The sequence below is a fragment of the Candidatus Competibacteraceae bacterium genome (assembly GCA_016713505.1).
GTDB lineage: Bacteria > Pseudomonadota > Gammaproteobacteria > Competibacterales > Competibacteraceae > Competibacter_A.
In genome coordinates this window covers 2,725,280-2,743,530 of record JADJPA010000001.1, presented here as the reverse complement: position 1 = coordinate 2,743,530, position 18,251 = coordinate 2,725,280, and the positions used below count along the sequence as shown (strand labels likewise).

The following is an 18,251-nucleotide window of genomic DNA, read 5'->3' as shown; positions in this document are numbered from 1 at the left end:
CCAAGGTGAGCGTTGGAATGAAAGAAAACATGCTGGATGTGTTGATGTATCTGTTTCAACACTATATGGACGATGAGGCGGACGACGATCCTGACCGTGAGTCCATTCAGACCGACCTGCTGGCCGCCGGCTTTCCCTCTCAGGAAATCCAACAAGCCTTCGAGTGGCTGGACAGTCTGACCGAGCGCCAGACGGTTCCGCTGACGGTCAACCCCAGCTCCTTCCGCATCTACGTCGAACCGGAAGCCGCCAAGCTGGATGTGGAGTGCCGGGGATTTCTGCTGTTTTTGGAGCAAAGCGGCGTGCTCGTTTCGGAAGCCCGCGAGCTGGTCATCGACCGCGTCATGGCGCTCCAGGCCGACGAGATCGGTTTGAATCAGTTGAAATGGATCATTTTGATGGTATTGTTCAACCAGCCCGGTCAGGAAGAGGCCTACGCCTGGTTGCAAGATCTGGTGTTCGACGAGGTTCCCGGTTACCTGCATTAGATCTCAAGCACGCGCTTTTCGTGTCTCGCCCGCGTTCTCGCCGTCCGGCGGCCCTTGACGGGCGGGCGCTCCCATCCTTTTTATCCATGCTGAGCTCATGAGTAAAAACCTGGTTATCGTCGAATCGCCGGCCAAGGCGAAGACGATCAAGAAATATCTGGGCCCGGATTTCGAGATACTCGCTTCCTACGGTCATGTGCGCGATCTGGTGCCCAAGGAAGGCGCCGTCGATCCCGAGCGCGATTTCACCATGAAATATCAGCTCATCGACAAGAACGAGCGCCATGTCGATGCCATCGTCAAGGCGCTGGCCAAAGCGGATACGTTGTACCTGGCCACCGATCCCGACCGGGAGGGCGAGGCCATTTCCTGGCACCTGTACGAAATTCTGAGGCAGCGCGATTTGCTGCGCGACAAACCGGTACAGCGGGTGGTGTTCCATGAAATCACCCAACGGGCGATTCAGGATGCCGTCGATCATCCGCGCAAGCTGTCGCTGGATTTGGTTAATGCCCAGCAAGCGCGCCGCGCCCTGGATTACCTGGTCGGGTTCAATCTGTCGCCGCTGTTGTGGAAAAAAATTCGCCCCGGCCTGTCCGCCGGCCGGGTGCAATCGCCGGCGCTGCGGATGATCGTCGAGCGCGAGCAAGAAATCGAAGGCTTTCAGACGCGGGAGTATTGGACGCTGGAAGCCGACGCCGCCAAACAGGCGCAACCCTTCACCGCCCGTCTGAGCGAATACGGCGGCGCCAAGCTGGCCCAGTTCAGCGTTACGGATCGCGACCAGGCGCGGGCCATGGAGCGGGATTTGCTGAGCGCCGCCCGCGCCCAACTGACCGAATCCAAGCCGTCGGATTCCGCCGCCGTCGGCCGCTTGCGGGTGGCGCGGGTCGAGCGCAAGCAGCGCAAGCGCAATCCGGCCGCGCCTTTCACCACCTCGACCTTGCAGCAGGAAGCCTCGCGCAAGCTAGGTTTCTCGACCCAGCGCACCATGCGGGTCGCCCAGCAGCTTTATGAAGGCATCGACACCGGGCAGGGCGCGGTCGGGTTGATCACTTACATGCGCACCGACTCGGTCAATCTGGCGCAAGAAGCGATCGCCGCCATTCGAGACTTGATCGCCCGGCGCTACGGGGCGCACAACGTACCCCCCAGTCCCCGCGCGTTCAAGACCAAAGCCAAAAACGCCCAAGAGGCGCACGAAGCGATCCGGCCGACCGAGGTGACGGTGGCGCCGGATTCGATCCGCGCTCAACTCAACGCCGACCAACATGCGCTTTACGAACTGATCTGGAAGCGCACCGTGGCCTGTCAGATGATTTCGGCGACGCTGGATACGGTCGCCGTGGATTTGAGTTGCGGCGCCGGCAATACTTTTCGCGCCACCGGCTCGACGGTTGCCGAACCGGGCTTCATGGCGGTTTATCAGGAAGGCGTGGACGACTGCGGCGACGACGACGACGACCGGGTGTTGCCACCCCTGCGCGAAGGGGATTGGGTGGACTTGTTGGCGCTGCGGCCGGAGCAGCATTTCACCGAGCCGCCGCCGCGCTATTCCGAAGCCAGTCTGGTCAAGGCGTTGGAGGAATACGGAATCGGCCGACCGTCCACGTATGCCGCGATCATTTCGACGTTGCTGGCGCGCGACTATGCGGTGCTGGACAGCCGCCGTTTCAAGCCGACCGACATCGGCCGGATCGTCAACCGCTTTCTGACCCGGCATTTCACCCGTTACGTGGATTACGACTTCACCGCCCGACTGGAAGATGAGTTGGACGCGGTATCTCGGGGGGAAGAAGACTGGGTGCCGCTGATGCGGGGTTTTTGGAACCCGTTCAAGCAATTGATCGAGGAAAAGGCCGAAAGCGTCTCACGCCAAGAAGTGATTCAAAGCCGGGAGTTGGGGCTCGATCCCAAGACCGGCAAGCCGGTTTCGGTGCGGATGGGGCGGTTTGGGCCGTTCGCGCAAATCGGCGTCAAGGAAGATGCCGACAAGCCGCGTTTTGCCAGTCTGCGCCAGGACCAGCGCATGGATGCCATCACCTTGGATGACGCCCTGGCGCTGTTTCAGTTGCCGCGCGATTTGGGGGCCAACGCCGAGGGCGAACCGATGCAAGCCAGCATCGGCCGGTTCGGACCCTACGTGCGCTACGGGAAGACTTACGTCTCACTGAAAGATGAAGATCCCTATAGCGTCAGCCGCGAACGGGCGTTGGAATTGATCGCCGCGCACCAACAAGCGGCGGCCAACAAGGTGCTGCGGACGTTTCCCGAGTCGGCCATTCAGATTTTAAATGGCCGGTACGGGCCTTATATCAGCGACGGTAAAAAAAATGCCCGTCTGCCTAAGGGTCGCGACCCGGCAAGTTTGACCTTGGCCGAATGTGAGCTGCTGGTGCGCGAGGCCCCCGAGAAGAAAGCCGGGCCACGCCGCGCCGGTAAGGCGGGTTCCAGTAAGGCGGCGGGTGGCAGGACTTCGGCCGCCAAGGCGACGGCCGGCAAGGTGGCGAGCGTCAAGACGGCCGCCGCCAAAACGCCGGCGTCCAAAACGCCGGCCGTCAAGACCAAGAGCGCCAAGGCGACGGCGGCCAAGACGACCCCCACCAAGAAATCCGCCGCCAACGTCGCGGCCTCGCGCCCGCGTTGACGTGGAGGCGCGCTTGCGCGCCGCCGTCCGGACGGTCCGGGCCGGCGGCATCATCGCCTATCCGACCGAAGCGGTTTACGGCTTGGGCTGCCATCCGCTCGCCGAACGAGCGGTGCGGCGCTTGTTGGCGCTCAAACGGCGACCGGTCTCGAAGGGATTGATCTTGATCGCCGCCGATTTTGCGCAGCTCGATCCCTTCTTGCAGCCGCTGACGCCAGCCGAGCGGGAGCGGGTCGCCACAAGCTGGCCGGGACCGCATACCTGGTTGATTCCCGCCAAGCCTGAAACGCCCTGTTGGCTGCGGGGCCGGCACGACACGCTGGCGGTGCGGGTGACCGCGCATCCGCTGGCGGCGGCGCTGTGTCGGGCGTGCGGTCATCCGCTGGTTTCGACCAGCGCCAATCGGAGCGGCCGGCCACCGGCGCGAACGGCGCTGGCGGTCCGCCGGCAACTGGGCCGCGAGCTCGATTATCTTCTGCCCGGTCCGACCGGCGGCGCGGCCCAGCCGACGGAAATCCGTGATGTGCGCAGCGGCCGACGGCTTCGGGGGGGGTGAGCGGGGCGCGGCTCGCTCACCCCGCTCGTTGCGCCCGTCTTGCCGCAAGCCCTGACCGGCATATCCGATGCGGTCTTTCAGGTTCAGGCCGCCGACTTTTCCCAGCGATAGAGCCGCAGCGGCGGAATATTGAGCAGTTCCAGGCCGGCGCGCGCCGGCATTCCCAGCAGCGGCCGCGCCAGTTCCGCAACCTGGTCGCTCACTTGATAGGCCACGAAGCGCCCGCCGACGACCAGGGCCGAGGCAATCGCCTTGATGATGCTCGAACCGGTGTCACGCCCGATCTTGGAAAACGGGATCCCCGAAACGACCGCCTCCGGCGCGGGCAGATGGTGTTGCGCGAGCGTGTCTTGCAGTTCTTGAGCGCCGCCGCAATGCACGATGAGCCGGTCATCCTCGATTTGCCGGAGCAGCGTGCAAAATTGAGGATTGATCTCGATGCTCAGCAATTTTGCATCGGGTGGCAGCGCGTTCAAAAACGCTTGGGTGGTGCCGCCGACCCCCGCGCCCAGCTCCACCACGGTTTTGGCCGAGCGCATTTCCGACCAATGCACGATGCGCTGTTCGAGGAAGCGCGAGCTGGGAATGATCGAGGAGACTTGGCCTGGATTTTTCAAGAACTCCCGCAAAAACAGCAATTTGTTGTTCATTAAATTTTCAGTGAGCGGTTGGGTTTGATGGGCGGCGCCATTGTTCTTGGCGACGGCGCGCCAGTTGATCGCGTGGCGCTGCTGCTGGACAAGCGGCGATTTTTAGAGCGGATCGCTCAAGGTTGGAATCGAGCGCGCCAGCAGCATTTTGACGCGAACCATGCCCGAAACCAAATTTTGCTGGATTTCGGCCATGGTGATTTCTCCCGGCGCTTTCCCCGCGGCCCGATTGGCGACGACCGCGCAAGTGACATAGGATAAATCCAACTCTCGGGCCAGCGCCGCTTCCGGCATTCCGGTCATGCCGACGATGTCGCACCCGTCCCGTTCCAGCTTGCGGACTTCGGCCGCCGTTTCCAGGCGCGGCCCCTGCATCGCCGCGTAGGTGCAGGATTCGCGGGCGTCGAGTTCCAGCGCGCGGGCGTCTTGAATCAGCCGTTCCCGCAACGCGGGGCAGTAAGGCTCGGTGAAGTCGATGTGGGTAACGTGACTCAGATCGTCCTCAAAGAAGGTGCCATGCCGGCCCCAGGTGTAATCCACCAACTGATCGGGAAAGGCCAGCGCGCCGGGCGCCATGTCGTGACGGATGCCGCCGACCGCCGCCACGGCGATCACCTGTTGCACGCCGAGCCGGTGCAGCGCCCAAAGATTGGCTCGATAGTTGATCTTGTGCGGCGGCAAGGTGTGCTGTTGGCCGTGCCGGGCCAGAAACACCACGCTCCGGCCGCCCAATTCACCGTGGGTCAGCGGGCTGGACGGGTCGCCGTAGGGGGTGGACACGGTCTGCCGGTGGGTGATTTTCAGGGTGTCCAGAGACGTGAGGCCGGTGCCGCCGATGACGGCGATGGGCGATGTCATGAGCGGTCACCTCACAAACAGGCGCGGCGCGTCAAGCTGGGAATCGAGGATGGCGCCCACTCAAGCCTCAGTCGCCCACGGCGTAAATGGCCGGCAGGTTGCGCCAGTAATCGTGGTAATCCATGCCGCAGCCAAACACGTAACGATCCGGGACCTCCAGACCGACGAAATCGACGGTCAGGCCGGCGACCTTGCGGTCGTGCCGTTTGTCGACCAGCACGGCGCTGTAGACCGCCTTGGCCTCCCGGCGACGGATTTCAGCGAGGATCGCCTTGAGGGTGTCGCCTTCATCGAAGATGTCATCCACCACCAGCACGACTTGGCCGGCGACCTCGGGTCGAGGCCCTGCGAGCCACTTGATGGCGCCGCCGCGCGTGCCGCCGCGATAGCGGGTGGCGTGCAGATAGCCGACCCGCAACGGAAAGCGCAACCGCGCCAGCAGCCGCGCGGCCGGCACGAACGCACCGTTCATCACCACCAGCAACAACGGATCGCGCTGTTCCAATTCGGCGGTAATGGCGGCGGCCATGCGGTCCAGGGCGCTCTCGATCTGCTCGGGCGAATGCAACAAATCGGCGTGCGCTAGCGCGGCGAGCGCTTGCGCGGAACTGATGTCGGTCATCGCTGCTCCCGGTTAAGGATCGGTGAGCGAGCGAGCGGGGCGCTGGATTTCGCAGCCATCAAACGTCCATTTCCAGCAAGGGCGAAGCCTCATAATCGCGCACCAGCCGGGTCGCTCGCTGCCAGAGCGGCTCGCGGCGCAAGCGTTCCACGGTGGGGTGGCCGCGTCCGTGCAAGCGGATCAGCCGCAATTGGCTGACCGGTTCCAGCGGGTGGCGAAGGTTATCGAGGATGGCGACGGCGGCGCGGCGGTCGTTGCAGGCCAGCACCATGTCGCAACCGGCGGCCAGCGCCGCGCGCGCCCGTTCCGGCGGCGGACCGGCTGCAACCGCGCCGGCCATGTCCAGATCGTCGCTGAAGATCACGCCCTGAAACTCCAAGTCGCGACGTAAGATGGCCTTCAGCCAGCGCGCCGAAAAGCCGGCCGGGCGGTCGTCCACTTGCGGATAGAGCACATGCGCCGGCATCAGCGCCGCCAAGCCGTAATGGATCATCCGTTCGAACGCCAGCAGGTCGGCGCCCGCTAAATCCTGGTAGGAGCGCGGGTCCACCGGCAGTTCCAGGTGAGAATCGGCCGCGATGCCGCCGTGGCCGGGAAAATGCTTGCCGACGCCTTCCATCCCGCTTTTCTGCATGCCGCTGACATAGGCGTGGGCCAGATCGGCCACCGCTTCCGGGTCGCGATGGAACGCCCGGTCGCCGATGATGCCGCTGACGCCGTGGTCTAAATCCAGAACCGGCGCAAAACTGAAGTCGACCCCGACCGCCCGCAGTTCGGCGGCCATCAACCAGCCGGTGGCGCGCGCCAGCTGCTTGGCGCGCATCCGATCGCGATCGTAAATCTCGCCGAGACAGCGCACCGCCGGCAGCCGGGTAAAGCCGTCGCGAAAGCGCTGTACCCGGCCGCCTTCGTGATCCACCGCCACCAGCAGGCGCGGTTGCCGCAGGGCGTGGATGGCCGCCGTCAGCGCCGCCACCTGCTCTGGGGATTGATAGTTGCGGGCGAACAGGATGACGCCGCCGACCAGCGGATGTCGCAACAGCTCGCCTTCCTCGGCCGTCAATTCCAAACCGTCCAGCCCCAACATCACCGGTCCCAACGCCATTGTTTGCGCCCCGTAGCGATTCTTGGCAGAAAACAGTTCTATGATAGCGTTTTATCGGACGATGACCAGTTGCCATGTCGATGTCGCGTGCCCTATCCAGCCGTAAGCGTCTCGCTCTTTCGCGGCGGCGCTTTGGGTCGAGCGAGCTGCTGGCGGCGGTGCTCGGCGCGCTGGCCGCGAGCGCGAGCGCTGCGAGCGATTGGTTTGGCGAGCCGATCGGCTCGGGCGTGACGGACGGAAAAATCAATTATACGGTTTTGATTCTGATTCCCGCGATCCTGCTCGCCGTCGTGGCGTTGTTTTGGTGCTGGCTACAGCGTCAGGAGGCGGTGCGACGCGCCCACCAGTTGCAGCGCGAGCTGAACGAAAGACAACGGGTGGAAACGGCGCTGCGCGAAAGCGAAGCCCGTTTCCGCGACGTGACGGAAGCCGCCAGCGACTGGATCTGGGAAATGGATGAAAACCTGCGGTTTATCTATTTGTCCGAGCGGTTTCAGGCTTTGACCGGGATCGAGACCCACGCCGTGCTGGGGCTCACGCGCTGGGAGCTGGCGGGGGTCGGCGCCAGCATCGACTTACAAAAATGGCGCAAACACCGCGAGACTTTGGAAAATCAGTTGCCGTTTCGCGATTTTATCTATCAAACTCAATTGCTCGGCGACCGGCAGAACGGGCGTTATCTGAAGGTGAGCGGTAAGCCTATCCACGACGAGCGGGGCCAGTTTCGGGGTTATCGGGGCACCGGCACCGACATCACCGAACAGGCCAAGGCGGAGGCGGCGCTCTACCAGAGCGAGCTGCGCTTGCGGCGCATCATCGATCTGGTGCCGCACATGATCTTCACCCGCGACCGCCACGGCCATTTCCTGCTGGCCAACCGCGCCACCGCCGCCGCGTACGGCGCCACGGTCGAGGCGCTGGTCGACCGCTCTCATCACCTCAGTCACAGCGTGCCGGAGGAGGTCGAACAAAGGCTGGCCGATGATCGGGCCGTGCTCGAAAACTGGGAATCCAGACTCATCCCCGAGGAGGTGTTCACCGATCACGCCGGTCGCGTCCGCACCTTGCAAACCATCAAGATCCCCTTTAACGAATCCGGCATGAGCGAGGCGGCGGTGTTGAGCGTAGCCATCGATATCACCGAACAAAAGCGCGCCAAGGAAGAAGTGGCGCGGATGCGGCTCTACCTCAAGAACATCATCGACTCGATGCCCTCGGTGCTGGTCGGCGTCGATCCCTGGGGCTACATCACGGTGCTGAACCAACCGGCCGAACAGACCGGCGGCGTGTCCTGGGCAGCGGCGCAGGGCCGGTTCTTCGGGGAGGTTTTTCCGCAGTTGCAAAGTCAGTTCGAACAGGTACGGCAGGCGATCCGGGACGGCCACCCGATCAAGACGCCCCGCATGACGCTGGAAGTAGACGGTGAACTGCATTATGCCGATGTGATGGTTTATCCCCTGATGGCGGACAACGTGAGCGGCGCCGTGATTCGAATGGATGATGTCACCGCCCGGGTCCGCATCGAATCGATGATGGTGCAGACCGAGAAAATGCTTTCGGTGGGCGGGCTGGCGGCCGGCATGGCGCACGAGATCAACAATCCGCTCGGCGCGATCTTGCAGGGCAGCCAAAACATCCTGCGGCGCATCGGGCCGGAGCTGACTCAGAATCGAGCCGCGGCCGACGCTTTGGGCGTCGATCTGAACCAGCTCAACCGCTACCTGCAAGAACGCGGTATTCTGCGCTTGCTGGAAGGCATCCGCGAAGCCGGCGCGCGCGCGGCCAAGATCGTGGCCGATATGCTGTCGTTCAGCCGGCGCAGCGAAGCGCAGTTTGCCCTGGTCGAGGTGGAAGACCTACTGGAAACCGTGCTGCGGTTGGCCGCTAGCGACTACGATCTGAAAAAGAAGTACGATTTCAAGCGAATCCGCATCGAACGCGCCTACGATCCCGCCTTGCGACTGGTGTATTGCGACAAGACCGAAATCGAACAAGTGATTCTGAACCTGCTCAAGAACGCAGCCCAAGCCATGGCCGAGGAAGAGACTCCGTCGCCCAGAATCCTTTTGCGAACCGCGCGCGAAGCGGATTACGCCGTGCTGGAAGTGGTTGACAACGGACCCGGCATGGAGGACAAAACCCTCAAACGCATTTTCGAGCCTTTTTTCACGACTAAGGATGTTGGAGTCGGTACCGGCCTGGGATTGTCGGTGTCTTATTTCATCGTCACCGAACAGCACAACGGCCGGTTGTCGGTGACCTCCAAACCTGGGCAGGGCGCCTGTTTCAGCATCCGCCTGCCGCTGGTGCGGGAGAAGTTGTCATGACGGGCTGGGTTTTGATCGTTGACGATGAGGAAATGATTCGGGAAAACTTGAAAGCGTATTTGGAAGACGAAGGCCTGGGCGTGGTCGCCTTCGAATCCGCGACCCACGCGCTGTTCTGGCTGCAAGCCGGCGTTAGTTGCCCGGTCTGCATCATGGACATGCGCCTGCCGGACATGGACGGCAACACCGCCATCCGCGCGCTTCACGAGTTATATCCCGAGATGAAATTCCTGATTCATACCGGTTCTTCCAGCTACAGCCTGCCCGAGGATTTACGCACCATGGGTCTCGACGACAGCCGCGTTTATCGCAAGCCGTTGGAGGACATGGGGCCGCTGGCGGCGGCGGTGCGGGCGTTGGCGAGCCCACAAGAGGTGCGACCATGAGCGAGCGAGCCGCGCGCATCCTGATGATCGACGACGAGCCCCTGCTTTTGGAAGTGCTCACCGCCTTTTTGGAAGATAACGGATTCGTCGTGCTCCAGGCCACCGATGGGCCGACCGGCCTTGAGCTGATCCGCCAGGAACAGCCCGATCTGGTGTTGTGCGATCTGCGCTTGCCGGGCATGGACGGCTTGCAAGTCTTGGCCGCCGTAACCCGCGATTACCCCGACCTGCCGATTCTGGTGGTGTCCGGTCTGGGCGGGATGAGCGACGCCATTCAGGCGCTCAAGCTGGGAGCCTGGGACTACGTGACCAAGCCGATCGAGGATATGGCGATGCTGGAGCACGCCATCGCCCATGCCTTGGAGCGCGCTCGGCTGCGGCGGGAAAATCGCGAACATCGCTTGCATCTGGAAGCCGTCAACGAGCAACTGCTGCAAACCTTGCGGCGCTTGCAGGAAGACGAAGCGGCCGCGCGGCGCATTCAGTTTCAGCTGCTGCCCGAAAACAACAAGCTCTATCGAAATTACCGATTCAGCCGCCATTTGTTCACCTCCCAATATCTCAGCGGCGACTTCGTGGATTATTTTCCCATCGACGGTGAGCATTTGGGGTTCTACATCGCCGATGTTTCCGGTCACGGCGTGTCCTCCGCGTTCGTGACAGTCATGCTGAAAAGCTATATCGGCCGTTACCGGGAACTGCACCGGCAGAACCGGGATCGCGGCATTCTGAATCCCGCCGAGACGCTGAGCCGGCTGAATCGGGAAGTGTTCAGTTGCCACATGGATAAGTACCTGACCATCTTTTTCGGGGTCATCAACTGGAACACCAACCACCTGCGCTACAGCAGCGGCGGCCAATTCCCCTTTCCGATCCTGTTCGATGGCCAGCAGGCGACGTATGTCGGCAAGAAAAGCCTGCCGGTCGGGCTGTTTGATTTCGCCAGCTACCAGACCGAATCCCTGCAACTCCCGTCCGAATTCGCACTTCTACTGATTTCGGACGGCATTCTCGAAACCCTGCCGCAAGCCAATCTGCGCGAGAAGCAAGCGTTCTTGCTGGACGTGGCGAGCAAGATCGATCTGACGCTCGACGGTTTGATTGCGGCGCTGGGGCTGGAGCACGCCGGCCTGCTGCCGGATGATATCAGCCTGTTGCTAGTCGAGAAGAGAGGTTGAAATGGACGAGGGCGCCGCTTTTTACGCCAAACAGGGAACGACCTATATCGTCAAGCTGGCGGGTGAAATTCGCTATACCATGGGTTGCGCGTTGGCGGATTTTCTAGACGGTTTGTTCGCCCGCGCCGATTATGACGATATCGTGGTGGATATCACGCAAACCCGTTCCATCGACAGCACCAGTTTGGGGTTGCTGGCGAAGATCGCCAATTTCAGCCGCGAGCGCTTCGGCCGCAAGACCACCTTGTTCTCGACGGACCCCGATGTGAATCAACTGCTTGAAACCATGGGATTTTATGAGATATTCGACATCCGCGACACCGGCGAAACCATCTCGGAAACGCTGCGACGGTTGGCGATTGAGGCGCCGTGCAAAGAGGAGCTAACCCGCATCGTATTCGAAGCGCATCGCACCCTCAGCGAACTCAACCCGCAAAATCAGGAAGTTTTCAAGGGGGTGCTGGACAACCTGCGCGCCAAGTTGGACCCGCATTAACGCTGGCGTTCGAGCGCGGGCCACGCGGCAACGGAGCGCGGGTTGCAACGCGCCGACGGAATGCGGGCGCGGCTGGATCGCTCGCTAGCAGCCGGCGATAAAGACGCGGTCGCCCGCCGCTACCCACTCGAACAAGGCGAGCAAGTCAGGGTTGTGCATGCGGATGCAACCGTGCGACAGCGGCACGCCCAGGGGCGCGGTATCCGGGCAGCCGTGAATGTAGATGAAGCGGCGCAAGGTATCGCGATCACCCCCGCGATTGCAGCCCGGTTCCAGCCCGGTCAGCCACAAAATGCGGGTCAGAATCCAGTCCCGTTCGGGATGGCGCGCCGCCAGTTCTGGATGGTAAATTTCGCCGGTCGGCCGCCGGCCGACGAATACGGCATCGGGCGGCAGGCCGTCGCCGATCTTGATGCGGATGCGGTGCCAGCCGCGCGGCGTGCAACCGCTGCCGCGCCGCTCGCCGGGGCCGTTAAGGGCGGTCGAGACCGGATAGCAGGCCAGCGTGCGCCCCCCCACCGCCAGCGTCAGTTGCTGCTCGGGAATGCTGACGCGGATCACCCGTTCGCGATTCACCATGTCGTGTAGGGACGGCGGGCCAGTTGCGAGTTGTAGTAGCGGATGTCGTGTGAAACGTCCTCACCCAGCCAGTCCGGTCGCGCGAAGGGTTCGTCGGGACGGCGCAATTCCACTTCGGCCACGATCAACCCGGCGTTGTCGCCGGCGAACTCGTCGATTTCCCACAGATGTTGGCCGTGACGCACGAAATGACGCGTTTTCTCCAGCAGCGGCTTCTCGCATAAGGCATCGAGGATTTCCTCGGCTTCCGTGGCGGGGATCGGGTATTCGTACTCGCTGCGCTGGATGCCGAGCGTACCGCTCTTGATGTTGAGAAAGCCCTGACCGTCCGCCAGTCGCACCCGCACCGAGCAGCGGGCGTCGCTGGTCAGATAGCCTTGGCGCATCCGCGCCGAACGTTCGACTTGCTGACGCCAGCCATCATTGCGAATCAAAAACTTGTGTTCGATTTCAATCCCCATGCCGCAAACTCCTGGCGACGGATCGCCCCGGTCGGATCGGGCGGGTAACGCGCGCCGCGTGGTGTTGTATGGTGTATGCTTGTTATTCAACTGCCTGGGAAGCGAGCCCCATGAGCGACCTCGATCTCAATGAACTGCCGCTGCTCGATGACGAGATCATCCTCGAATTGCGTGAGGTCATGGAAGACGAGTTCGCCGATCTGCTGCACAATTTCCTCGAAGACCTGCCGCTGCAATTGGATCGCTTGCAAGACGCCATCGCCCGTGGCGATGCCGGACAACTTTATCAGACCGGCCACAAATTTAAATCCAGTTGTGGCAGCCTGGGGGCGTTGCGCTTGGCCGAATGGGTGCAGCGCCTGGAACAGGCCGGCCGCTCGAACGCGCTGGAGGAGGCGCGGCGCTGCTGGCAAGCCGCTCGGGCCGTCGCCGCTGAAACGGCGGCGGCGCTCCAGTCTCAGTTGCAATAAAAGTCGCCGGGCGCGGCGCGACTGCAAACGCTCCCGCTGGCGAGACCGCATCATCGGCGCGATAGCGGTGTCAAACAATTCGGTCACGCCGACCGCCATTGCGAGAGCTCCATCATGTCCGAACCGCGGCACGCCAACCGGCTGATTCACGAAACCAGCCCCTATCTGCGCCAGCACGCCCACAATCCGGTGGCGTGGCAGCCTTGGGACGAAGCGGCGCTCGAACAGGCCCGGCGCGAGGAAAAACCGATCCTGCTGTCCATCGGCTATTCAGCCTGTCACTGGTGTCATGTGATGGCGCACGAATCCTTCGAGGATGACGCCACCGCTCAGGTGATGAACGAACGGTTCGTCAACATCAAGGTGGATCGCGAGGAGCGGCCCGACCTGGACAAGATTTACCAGACCGCTTTTCAGTTGTTGCAGCGCCGGGCGGGAGGTTGGCCGCTGACGATGTTCTTGACTCACGACGATCAAACGCCGTTTGTCGGCGGCACTTATTTCCCCAAGACGGCCCGCTACGGGATGCCGGCTTTCGTCGATATCCTGCACCGCGTCAGCGCGCACTATCGCCAACATCGGCATGATTTACACGAACAAAATCAAGCTTTACTGGACGCCTTGCGCGTCGAGAGCGACCTGCCCGCCGCCGCCGTGTCCGCCTTGGGCGCCGCGCCGCTGCCCGCCGCGCGCGAGCAGTTGCTGAGGAGCTTCGATCCGAGCCACGGCGGGTTTGGCGGCGCGCCGAAATTCCCGCATCCGACCCAGCTGGAGCGCTTGTTGCGGCAGTGGGCGGCCAGCGTCCGCCGCGGCGAACCCGACCGGCAAGCCGGAACCGCCGCTTTTTTCAGCTTGCATAAAATGGCGCTGGGCGGGATTTACGATCAACTCGGCGGCGGCTTCTACCGCTATTCGGTCGATGCCGAATGGCAAATCCCGCACTTCGAAAAGATGCTGTATGACAACGGCCCCTTACTGGCGTTGTACGCGCAAGCGTGGCGAGCGACTCAGGACCCGGTGTTTCGTCAGGTTGTCGAAGAAACCGGGGCGTGGGTAATGCGGGAAATGCAGTCGCCCGAGGGCGGCTATTACGCCACGCTGGACGCCGATTCCGAAGGGGAGGAAGGCAAGTTTTATCTATGGACGCGCGAACAGGCCCAAGCCGTACTGGATGCCGGTGAATACGCGGCGGTCGCTGCCCGTTACGGCCTGGACCGGCCGCCCAATTTCGAGAATCACGCTTGGCACTTGCGGGTCGTGGAGGAAAGCGCGGAACCGCCTTCAGAGCCGGCAATTGACGCCGCGCGGTGCTCCGACCGGCTCGCTAGCGGCCGCCGCAAGCTGTTCGAGAGCCGGGGGCAACGGATTTGGCCGGGCCGCGACGAAAAAATTCTGACGGCTTGGAACGGGCTGATGATGCGCGGCATGGCCATCGCCGGCCGTCATTTGGGCCGGATGGATTTGGTGGCTTCGGCCGAACGCGCCCTGGATTTCGTCCGCTCCCAGCTCTGGCGCGACGGACGGCTGCTGGCGGTCCACATGGCCGGTCAGAGCCGGTTGAATGCTTATCTGGACGACTATGCTTTCCTGATCGACGGCATTTTAGAGCTGCTGCAATGCCGCTGGCGCGACGGTGATTTCGATTTCGCGCTGGCGCTGGCCGATGTCTTGCTCGATCGGTTCGAAGACCGCGACGCCGGCGGGTTCTTTTTTACATCCTCCGACCACGAACGGTTGATCCATCGACCCAAGGCGGCGCACGATGAGGCCCTACCGGCGGGCAACGGCATCGCCGCGCAAGTCTTGCTGAAGCTCGGTCACCTGACCGGTCGAACCGCGTATCTGGACGCGGCCGAACGGGTATTGCGCTGGGCGTGGCCGGTGATCAAGCAAATTCCCTCCTCCTGCAACGCCTTGTTGGCAGCGTTGGACGATTATCTGGAGCCGGGGCAAACCATTGTGCTGCGCGGCGCCGGGTCAGAACTGGAGGCCTGGCGGCAACGCTGCGGACAGCCCTATGCCCCCGGCCGGCTGACGCTGGCTATTCCGGCCAACGCGAGTTTAGCGGTCGGATTGTTGGCCGAGCGGTCAGCGGGCGCGGGGCCGGTGATCGCTTACGTTTGCGGCGGACTGCAATGCCTGCCGCCGATTACCGTGCTGAGCGAGCTGGAGCGCGAGCTGGCTTCGGCCGAGCTGGCGGCGTCTTGAACGCGAGCTAACAGCAGCAACGGATCTGCGGTTGCCTTTGGCGTCGCCGTCATGCGGCGCGGGGAAATGTTGTGAGGTCTAGGCGCTCTATCGCCACACCTCATATAATGAAAGGGGTTAGAATTGAAAGGGCACTAGAAAAACTATACGGCTCTTGCCGAGCGCGCGATATTTTCTGGCGGAGCCATTTCGGAAATCCTGTTTTGGAGAGAATACGCACCATGACGATTCATCTTTATTTTTCGCTCATCCCCGAAGCGCTGATCGCTTCCATGTTGAGCCCGGAACAGTTCGGGCAATATTACTCGACCGGCCACAAGTACAAATCCAAGGGGCAAGCCATCTTTTTCGAGGTCGATCCCAATTTCCGGAATGACTATTTCAACATTGACGAGGGGCTTAAGCGTTGCGTGCCGCGCCCGGACGGGACCCCCAAAAACTCGGTTTACATCTCGGTTTACCGAGTGCTGGAGCACATTCCGGTCAGCGCGTTGGGCAAGCTATATCTCAGCACGGCCTACGGTCAGACCCTCGGCTTGAGCCGTACCGATGCCTTTCCAGCCAAGGAAAAGGGCTTGCACATGTATCAGGATCTCGCGCCGGTCAACAGCTTGGTGGTGAGCGCGCAAGATCCTCGCACGTATTATGAAAGCGTCACCAGCCAGCCGGCCAAATTCATTCGTTTTCCAGGATTGTGCTTCGTCGAGCTCGGCTTGGGCGCGCTGGCGACCGATCCGATCAACGGCGCGGTGGGCGATCTACCGTACTCCTTCATGCATCACTTGCGCGAAGCGCTGCTGGAAGTCGATCCGACCGGCAAGCAAAGCAAGCTGGTGCATCGGGTGCATTCGCTAGAATTCCCCTATCGGATGATCAAGAGCGGCGTCTATATGGGCAACGGTCCCGATCTGGCGTTTTACCAGATGCCGTCGCACGAGGTCTTGCGGCGGGAACATAATGCTTGGTGGCGCTCGGCCAATCTCAGCTGATTGAGCGTCGCTCGAACGCATTTGAAAAGCCGCCGCCAGAATCCTCTGGCGGCGGCTTTTTTTGACGGTTCGGCTGGAAAAACCGGTTCCAACCACGCCCGCAAAAGGCGGTCAGGCGCTTCCTCAATAGGGCGGACGGTCGTAGTAATAGCCCGGCGGTGGCCCGTCGTCGCGATAGTAACGGCGCGGTGGCAGACGGCGGTAGGGCCGATAGGGACCGTCGCTCTGATAGTTGTTCTGGTAATCCATCTGGTTGCCGACCGAACCGCCGATCAGCGCGCCGGCCAGGCCACCGGCGACCGCCCCGTTACGGTGGTCGAGCTGATGCCCGATCACCGCGCCGGCGGTCGCTCCCATCAGAGCGCCGTTCTGGGTGTGATAGTAAGGCGCGCCAGGCGGAGCACAGGCGGTGATCAAGCCCAAAGCCGCAGCGAGGAGGCCAATTTTGAACGGCGTTTTCATGGAAGCATCACTCCGAGTCATCTGGTCATGGGCAGCGATAAAAAATTGACGGCGGTCACTAACAGAGACAAAACGCTAATGACGCCGCCGCCATCAAAGTCCACATACACCCACACTGGTTGCGCGCAGTATTGCGCCGACAAGGTGAATGTTGCCTGAATACATCAGGCGGTGTTGGCGGAGGTTGAGGAAGCGGCGACGATCCGCGCCAGCGCCTCCTTTCCCAGGACCGCCGCCCGCCAGCCGCGCCGCAAGCGGGACTCTTCACCGAGCACCAGGCTTTCGATGTCGCGGCGGTCCGCGAGCGCGCCCGGCGCGATCTGGTAATCAGCGGCGCGGCTCTCGATCAGTTCTCGCAACTGGTTGGCGCGTGCCGTCTGTTCGGCTGAAAGTCGTAGCCGGCGCGGCTGCGTTGGCCAGCGTTCGGGCGGTTCGGCCTTGGCGGCGGCGATGCGCGAGAGCAGCGCGGCCTCATGCTGGCGGCGGAACGCGGCGGGCAAGCCGCGGACGGACGGTAGCTCGGCCGCCGTGGCCGGCATCCGCCGGGCGAGTTCGACCAGCACGGCATCGTCCAGAATCCAGCGGCGCGGCCGATCCTGCTGGATGGCCTGCTCCTCGCGCCAAGCCGTCAGCGAGCGCAGTACCGCCAGCGGCAGGCCGCGCAACCGGTGCTGTTCGCGAATCCGCCGCCACGCTTCTTGCGGCTGGGGGCGGTAGCGCTCGGGATCGGTCAGAGCCTGAAAATCCTCGGCCAGCGCCTCCGACCAGCCACGCTCCCGCAGCCGGGCGAGCTGTCGGGTATAAAGAGCTTCCAGATAGCGCACGTCATCGGCCGCATAGGCCAGCCATTCCGGCGGCAGCGGCCGCTGTCGCCAGTCGGCGCGGGTGTGGGCCTTGGCCAGTTCCACGCCAAGCATTTGCTTGACCAGCGCCGCATAGCCGAGTTGATCGCCGACGCCGAGCACCAGCGCCGCCAGTTGCGTGTCGAAAACGGGTGCCGGAACCGTACCGCCCAAGTAGAAAAAGATTTCCAAATCCTGATAGGCGGCGTGCAGCACCTTGGTGATGCTTGGGTCGTACAGCCTTTCCAGCAGTGGCTCCAGCGACGGCAGCGCCAGAGGATCGATGCAGGCCACTTGGCCGGGAATGGCGATCTGGATCAGACAAAGTTGCGGATAAAAAGTCTGCTCGCGAACGAATTCGGTATCCAGGGCCAACCAGGAGCAGCGATCCAGACGAGCGCAGAAAGCGACGAGCGCGGCGCGATCGACGATGTACAGGGGGTCGCTCATTCCCGCCGCCAGCGGCCGGAGTTGCCGCCGGTTTTTTCCAGCAGGCGGATGTCGGTCATGACCATGCCGCGATCCACGGCCTTGCACATGTCATAGACGGTGAGCAGCGCCACCTGGACGGCGGTGAGCGCTTCCATTTCCACACCGGTCCGGCCGAGCGTTTCGACAGTGGCTTGACAATGAACGGCGGAGAGCTCGGTGCTCGGTTGCAAATCCACCGCCACGCGGGTCAGCGCCAGCGGGTGACAGAGGGGAATCAGGTCGGCGGTGCGTTTGGCGGCCATGATGCCGGCGATGCGGGCGATGCCGAGCACGTCGCCCTTGGCGTGCGCGCCGGCCGCGATCCGTTGCAGGGTGGCCGGTTTCATGCGGATCCAGCCTTCGGCGACCGCCCGCCGGCGAGTGCTGTCCTTGTCGCCCACATCGACCATGTGGGCTTCGCCGGCGGCATTGAAGTGGCTCAGTTCAGCCACGCGG

Annotated in this window: 19 protein-coding genes; 10 read left to right on the top strand and 9 right to left on the bottom strand. The window is 62.7% G+C overall.

The window, feature by feature from the left end; translation table 11 throughout:
* Positions 1 to 17 precede the first annotated feature (17 nt).
* The 3 genes from IPK09_12525 to IPK09_12515 all read left to right on the top strand — a co-directional run bounded on the left by IPK09_12525 (position 18) and on the right by IPK09_12515 (position 3,691).
* A complete protein-coding gene (locus tag IPK09_12525; protein ID MBK7984438.1) occupies positions 18 to 488 on the top strand; it encodes a DUF494 domain-containing protein in 471 nt (156 codons plus the stop codon).
* 97 nt (positions 489 to 585) lie between these two features.
* Entirely contained in the window at positions 586 to 3,135 is a 2,550-nt protein-coding gene (locus tag IPK09_12520) for a DNA topoisomerase I (GenBank protein MBK7984437.1), read from the top strand.
* A gap of 1 nt (position 3,136) precedes the next feature.
* Positions 3,137 to 3,691, top strand: a complete 555-nt coding sequence (locus tag IPK09_12515) for a Sua5/YciO/YrdC/YwlC family protein (GenBank protein ID MBK7984436.1) — start codon at positions 3,137 to 3,139, stop codon at positions 3,689 to 3,691.
* An 83-nt stretch (positions 3,692 to 3,774) separates the two neighbouring features.
* On the opposite strand, the gene IPK09_12510 is transcribed toward IPK09_12515, so the two are convergent.
* From IPK09_12510 to nagZ, 4 genes are all read right to left on the bottom strand, one after another.
* The gene (locus tag IPK09_12510) at positions 3,775 to 4,341 is read right to left on the bottom strand and encodes a methyltransferase type 12 (protein ID MBK7984435.1); all 567 of its coding nucleotides are present in this window, start codon (positions 4,339 to 4,341) and stop codon (positions 3,775 to 3,777) included.
* Between the two features lie 102 nt (positions 4,342 to 4,443).
* Positions 4,444 to 5,199, bottom strand: coding sequence for an S-methyl-5'-thioinosine phosphorylase (locus IPK09_12505; GenBank protein MBK7984434.1), 756 nt, complete (start codon positions 5,197 to 5,199; stop codon positions 4,444 to 4,446).
* Between the two features lie 67 nt (positions 5,200 to 5,266).
* Positions 5,267 to 5,821 (bottom strand): hypoxanthine-guanine phosphoribosyltransferase, encoded by a 555-nt coding sequence (locus tag IPK09_12500; protein MBK7984433.1) that lies wholly within the window; start codon positions 5,819 to 5,821, stop codon positions 5,267 to 5,269.
* 58 nt (positions 5,822 to 5,879) lie between these two features.
* Positions 5,880 to 6,926, bottom strand: a complete 1,047-nt coding sequence (gene nagZ / locus IPK09_12495; protein ID MBK7984432.1) for a beta-N-acetylhexosaminidase — start codon at positions 6,924 to 6,926, stop codon at positions 5,880 to 5,882.
* Between the two features lie 74 nt (positions 6,927 to 7,000).
* Here nagZ and IPK09_12490 point away from each other — a divergent pair, with 74 nt between their 5' ends.
* The 4 genes from IPK09_12490 to IPK09_12475 are packed head-to-tail and all read left to right on the top strand — an operon-like array spanning position 7,001 to position 11,313.
* A complete protein-coding gene (locus IPK09_12490) occupies positions 7,001 to 9,253 on the top strand; it encodes a PAS domain S-box protein (GenBank protein ID MBK7984431.1) in 2,253 nt (750 codons plus the stop codon).
* The gene (locus tag IPK09_12485) at positions 9,250 to 9,639 is read left to right on the top strand and encodes a response regulator (GenBank protein MBK7984430.1); all 390 of its coding nucleotides are present in this window, start codon (positions 9,250 to 9,252) and stop codon (positions 9,637 to 9,639) included. Before IPK09_12490 ends, IPK09_12485 begins: the two co-directional genes overlap by 4 nt.
* On the top strand, positions 9,636 to 10,817 hold the full coding sequence (locus IPK09_12480; GenBank protein ID MBK7984429.1) for a SpoIIE family protein phosphatase: 1,182 nt from the start codon (positions 9,636 to 9,638) through the stop codon (positions 10,815 to 10,817). Before IPK09_12485 ends, IPK09_12480 begins: the two co-directional genes overlap by 4 nt.
* Position 10,818: 1 nt before the next feature.
* Positions 10,819 to 11,313, top strand: coding sequence for an STAS domain-containing protein (locus IPK09_12475; GenBank protein ID MBK7984428.1), 495 nt, complete (start codon positions 10,819 to 10,821; stop codon positions 11,311 to 11,313).
* An 84-nt stretch (positions 11,314 to 11,397) separates the two neighbouring features.
* Here the strand turns inward: IPK09_12475 and IPK09_12470 are convergent, their stop codons facing one another.
* Together IPK09_12470 and IPK09_12465 are read right to left on the bottom strand one after the other, a co-directional pair.
* Entirely contained in the window at positions 11,398 to 11,892 is a 495-nt protein-coding gene (locus tag IPK09_12470) for a L,D-transpeptidase (protein MBK7984427.1), read from the bottom strand.
* A complete protein-coding gene (locus tag IPK09_12465; GenBank protein MBK7984426.1) occupies positions 11,886 to 12,353 on the bottom strand; it encodes a CYTH domain-containing protein in 468 nt (155 codons plus the stop codon). The genes IPK09_12470 and IPK09_12465 overlap by 7 nt, the downstream gene beginning before the upstream one ends.
* Before the next feature lie 110 nt (positions 12,354 to 12,463).
* Here IPK09_12465 and IPK09_12460 point away from each other — a divergent pair, with 110 nt between their 5' ends.
* The 3 genes from IPK09_12460 (at position 12,464) to IPK09_12450 (ending at position 16,020) form a co-directional block, all read left to right on the top strand.
* Complete coding sequence (locus IPK09_12460) at positions 12,464 to 12,823, top strand: Hpt domain-containing protein (GenBank protein MBK7984425.1); 360 nt, start codon at positions 12,464 to 12,466, stop codon at positions 12,821 to 12,823.
* Between the two features lie 114 nt (positions 12,824 to 12,937).
* Positions 12,938 to 15,031 (top strand): thioredoxin domain-containing protein, encoded by a 2,094-nt coding sequence (locus IPK09_12455; GenBank protein MBK7984424.1) that lies wholly within the window; start codon positions 12,938 to 12,940, stop codon positions 15,029 to 15,031.
* Positions 15,032 to 15,252: 221 nt separating this feature from the next.
* The gene (locus tag IPK09_12450; protein MBK7984423.1) at positions 15,253 to 16,020 is read left to right on the top strand and encodes a hypothetical protein; all 768 of its coding nucleotides are present in this window, start codon (positions 15,253 to 15,255) and stop codon (positions 16,018 to 16,020) included.
* 123 nt (positions 16,021 to 16,143) lie between these two features.
* On the opposite strand, the gene IPK09_12445 is transcribed toward IPK09_12450, so the two are convergent.
* The 3 genes from IPK09_12445 to moaC form a co-directional block, all read right to left on the bottom strand.
* Positions 16,144 to 16,482, bottom strand: coding sequence for a glycine zipper 2TM domain-containing protein (locus IPK09_12445; protein ID MBK7984422.1), 339 nt, complete (start codon positions 16,480 to 16,482; stop codon positions 16,144 to 16,146).
* 164 nt (positions 16,483 to 16,646) lie between these two features.
* On the bottom strand, positions 16,647 to 17,774 hold the full coding sequence (gene rnd, locus IPK09_12440; GenBank protein MBK7984421.1) for a ribonuclease D: 1,128 nt from the start codon (positions 17,772 to 17,774) through the stop codon (positions 16,647 to 16,649).
* Positions 17,771 to 18,247, bottom strand: a complete 477-nt coding sequence (gene moaC / locus IPK09_12435) for a cyclic pyranopterin monophosphate synthase MoaC (protein MBK7984420.1) — start codon at positions 18,245 to 18,247, stop codon at positions 17,771 to 17,773. Before moaC ends, rnd begins: the two co-directional genes overlap by 4 nt.
* Positions 18,248 to 18,251 lie beyond the last annotated feature (4 nt).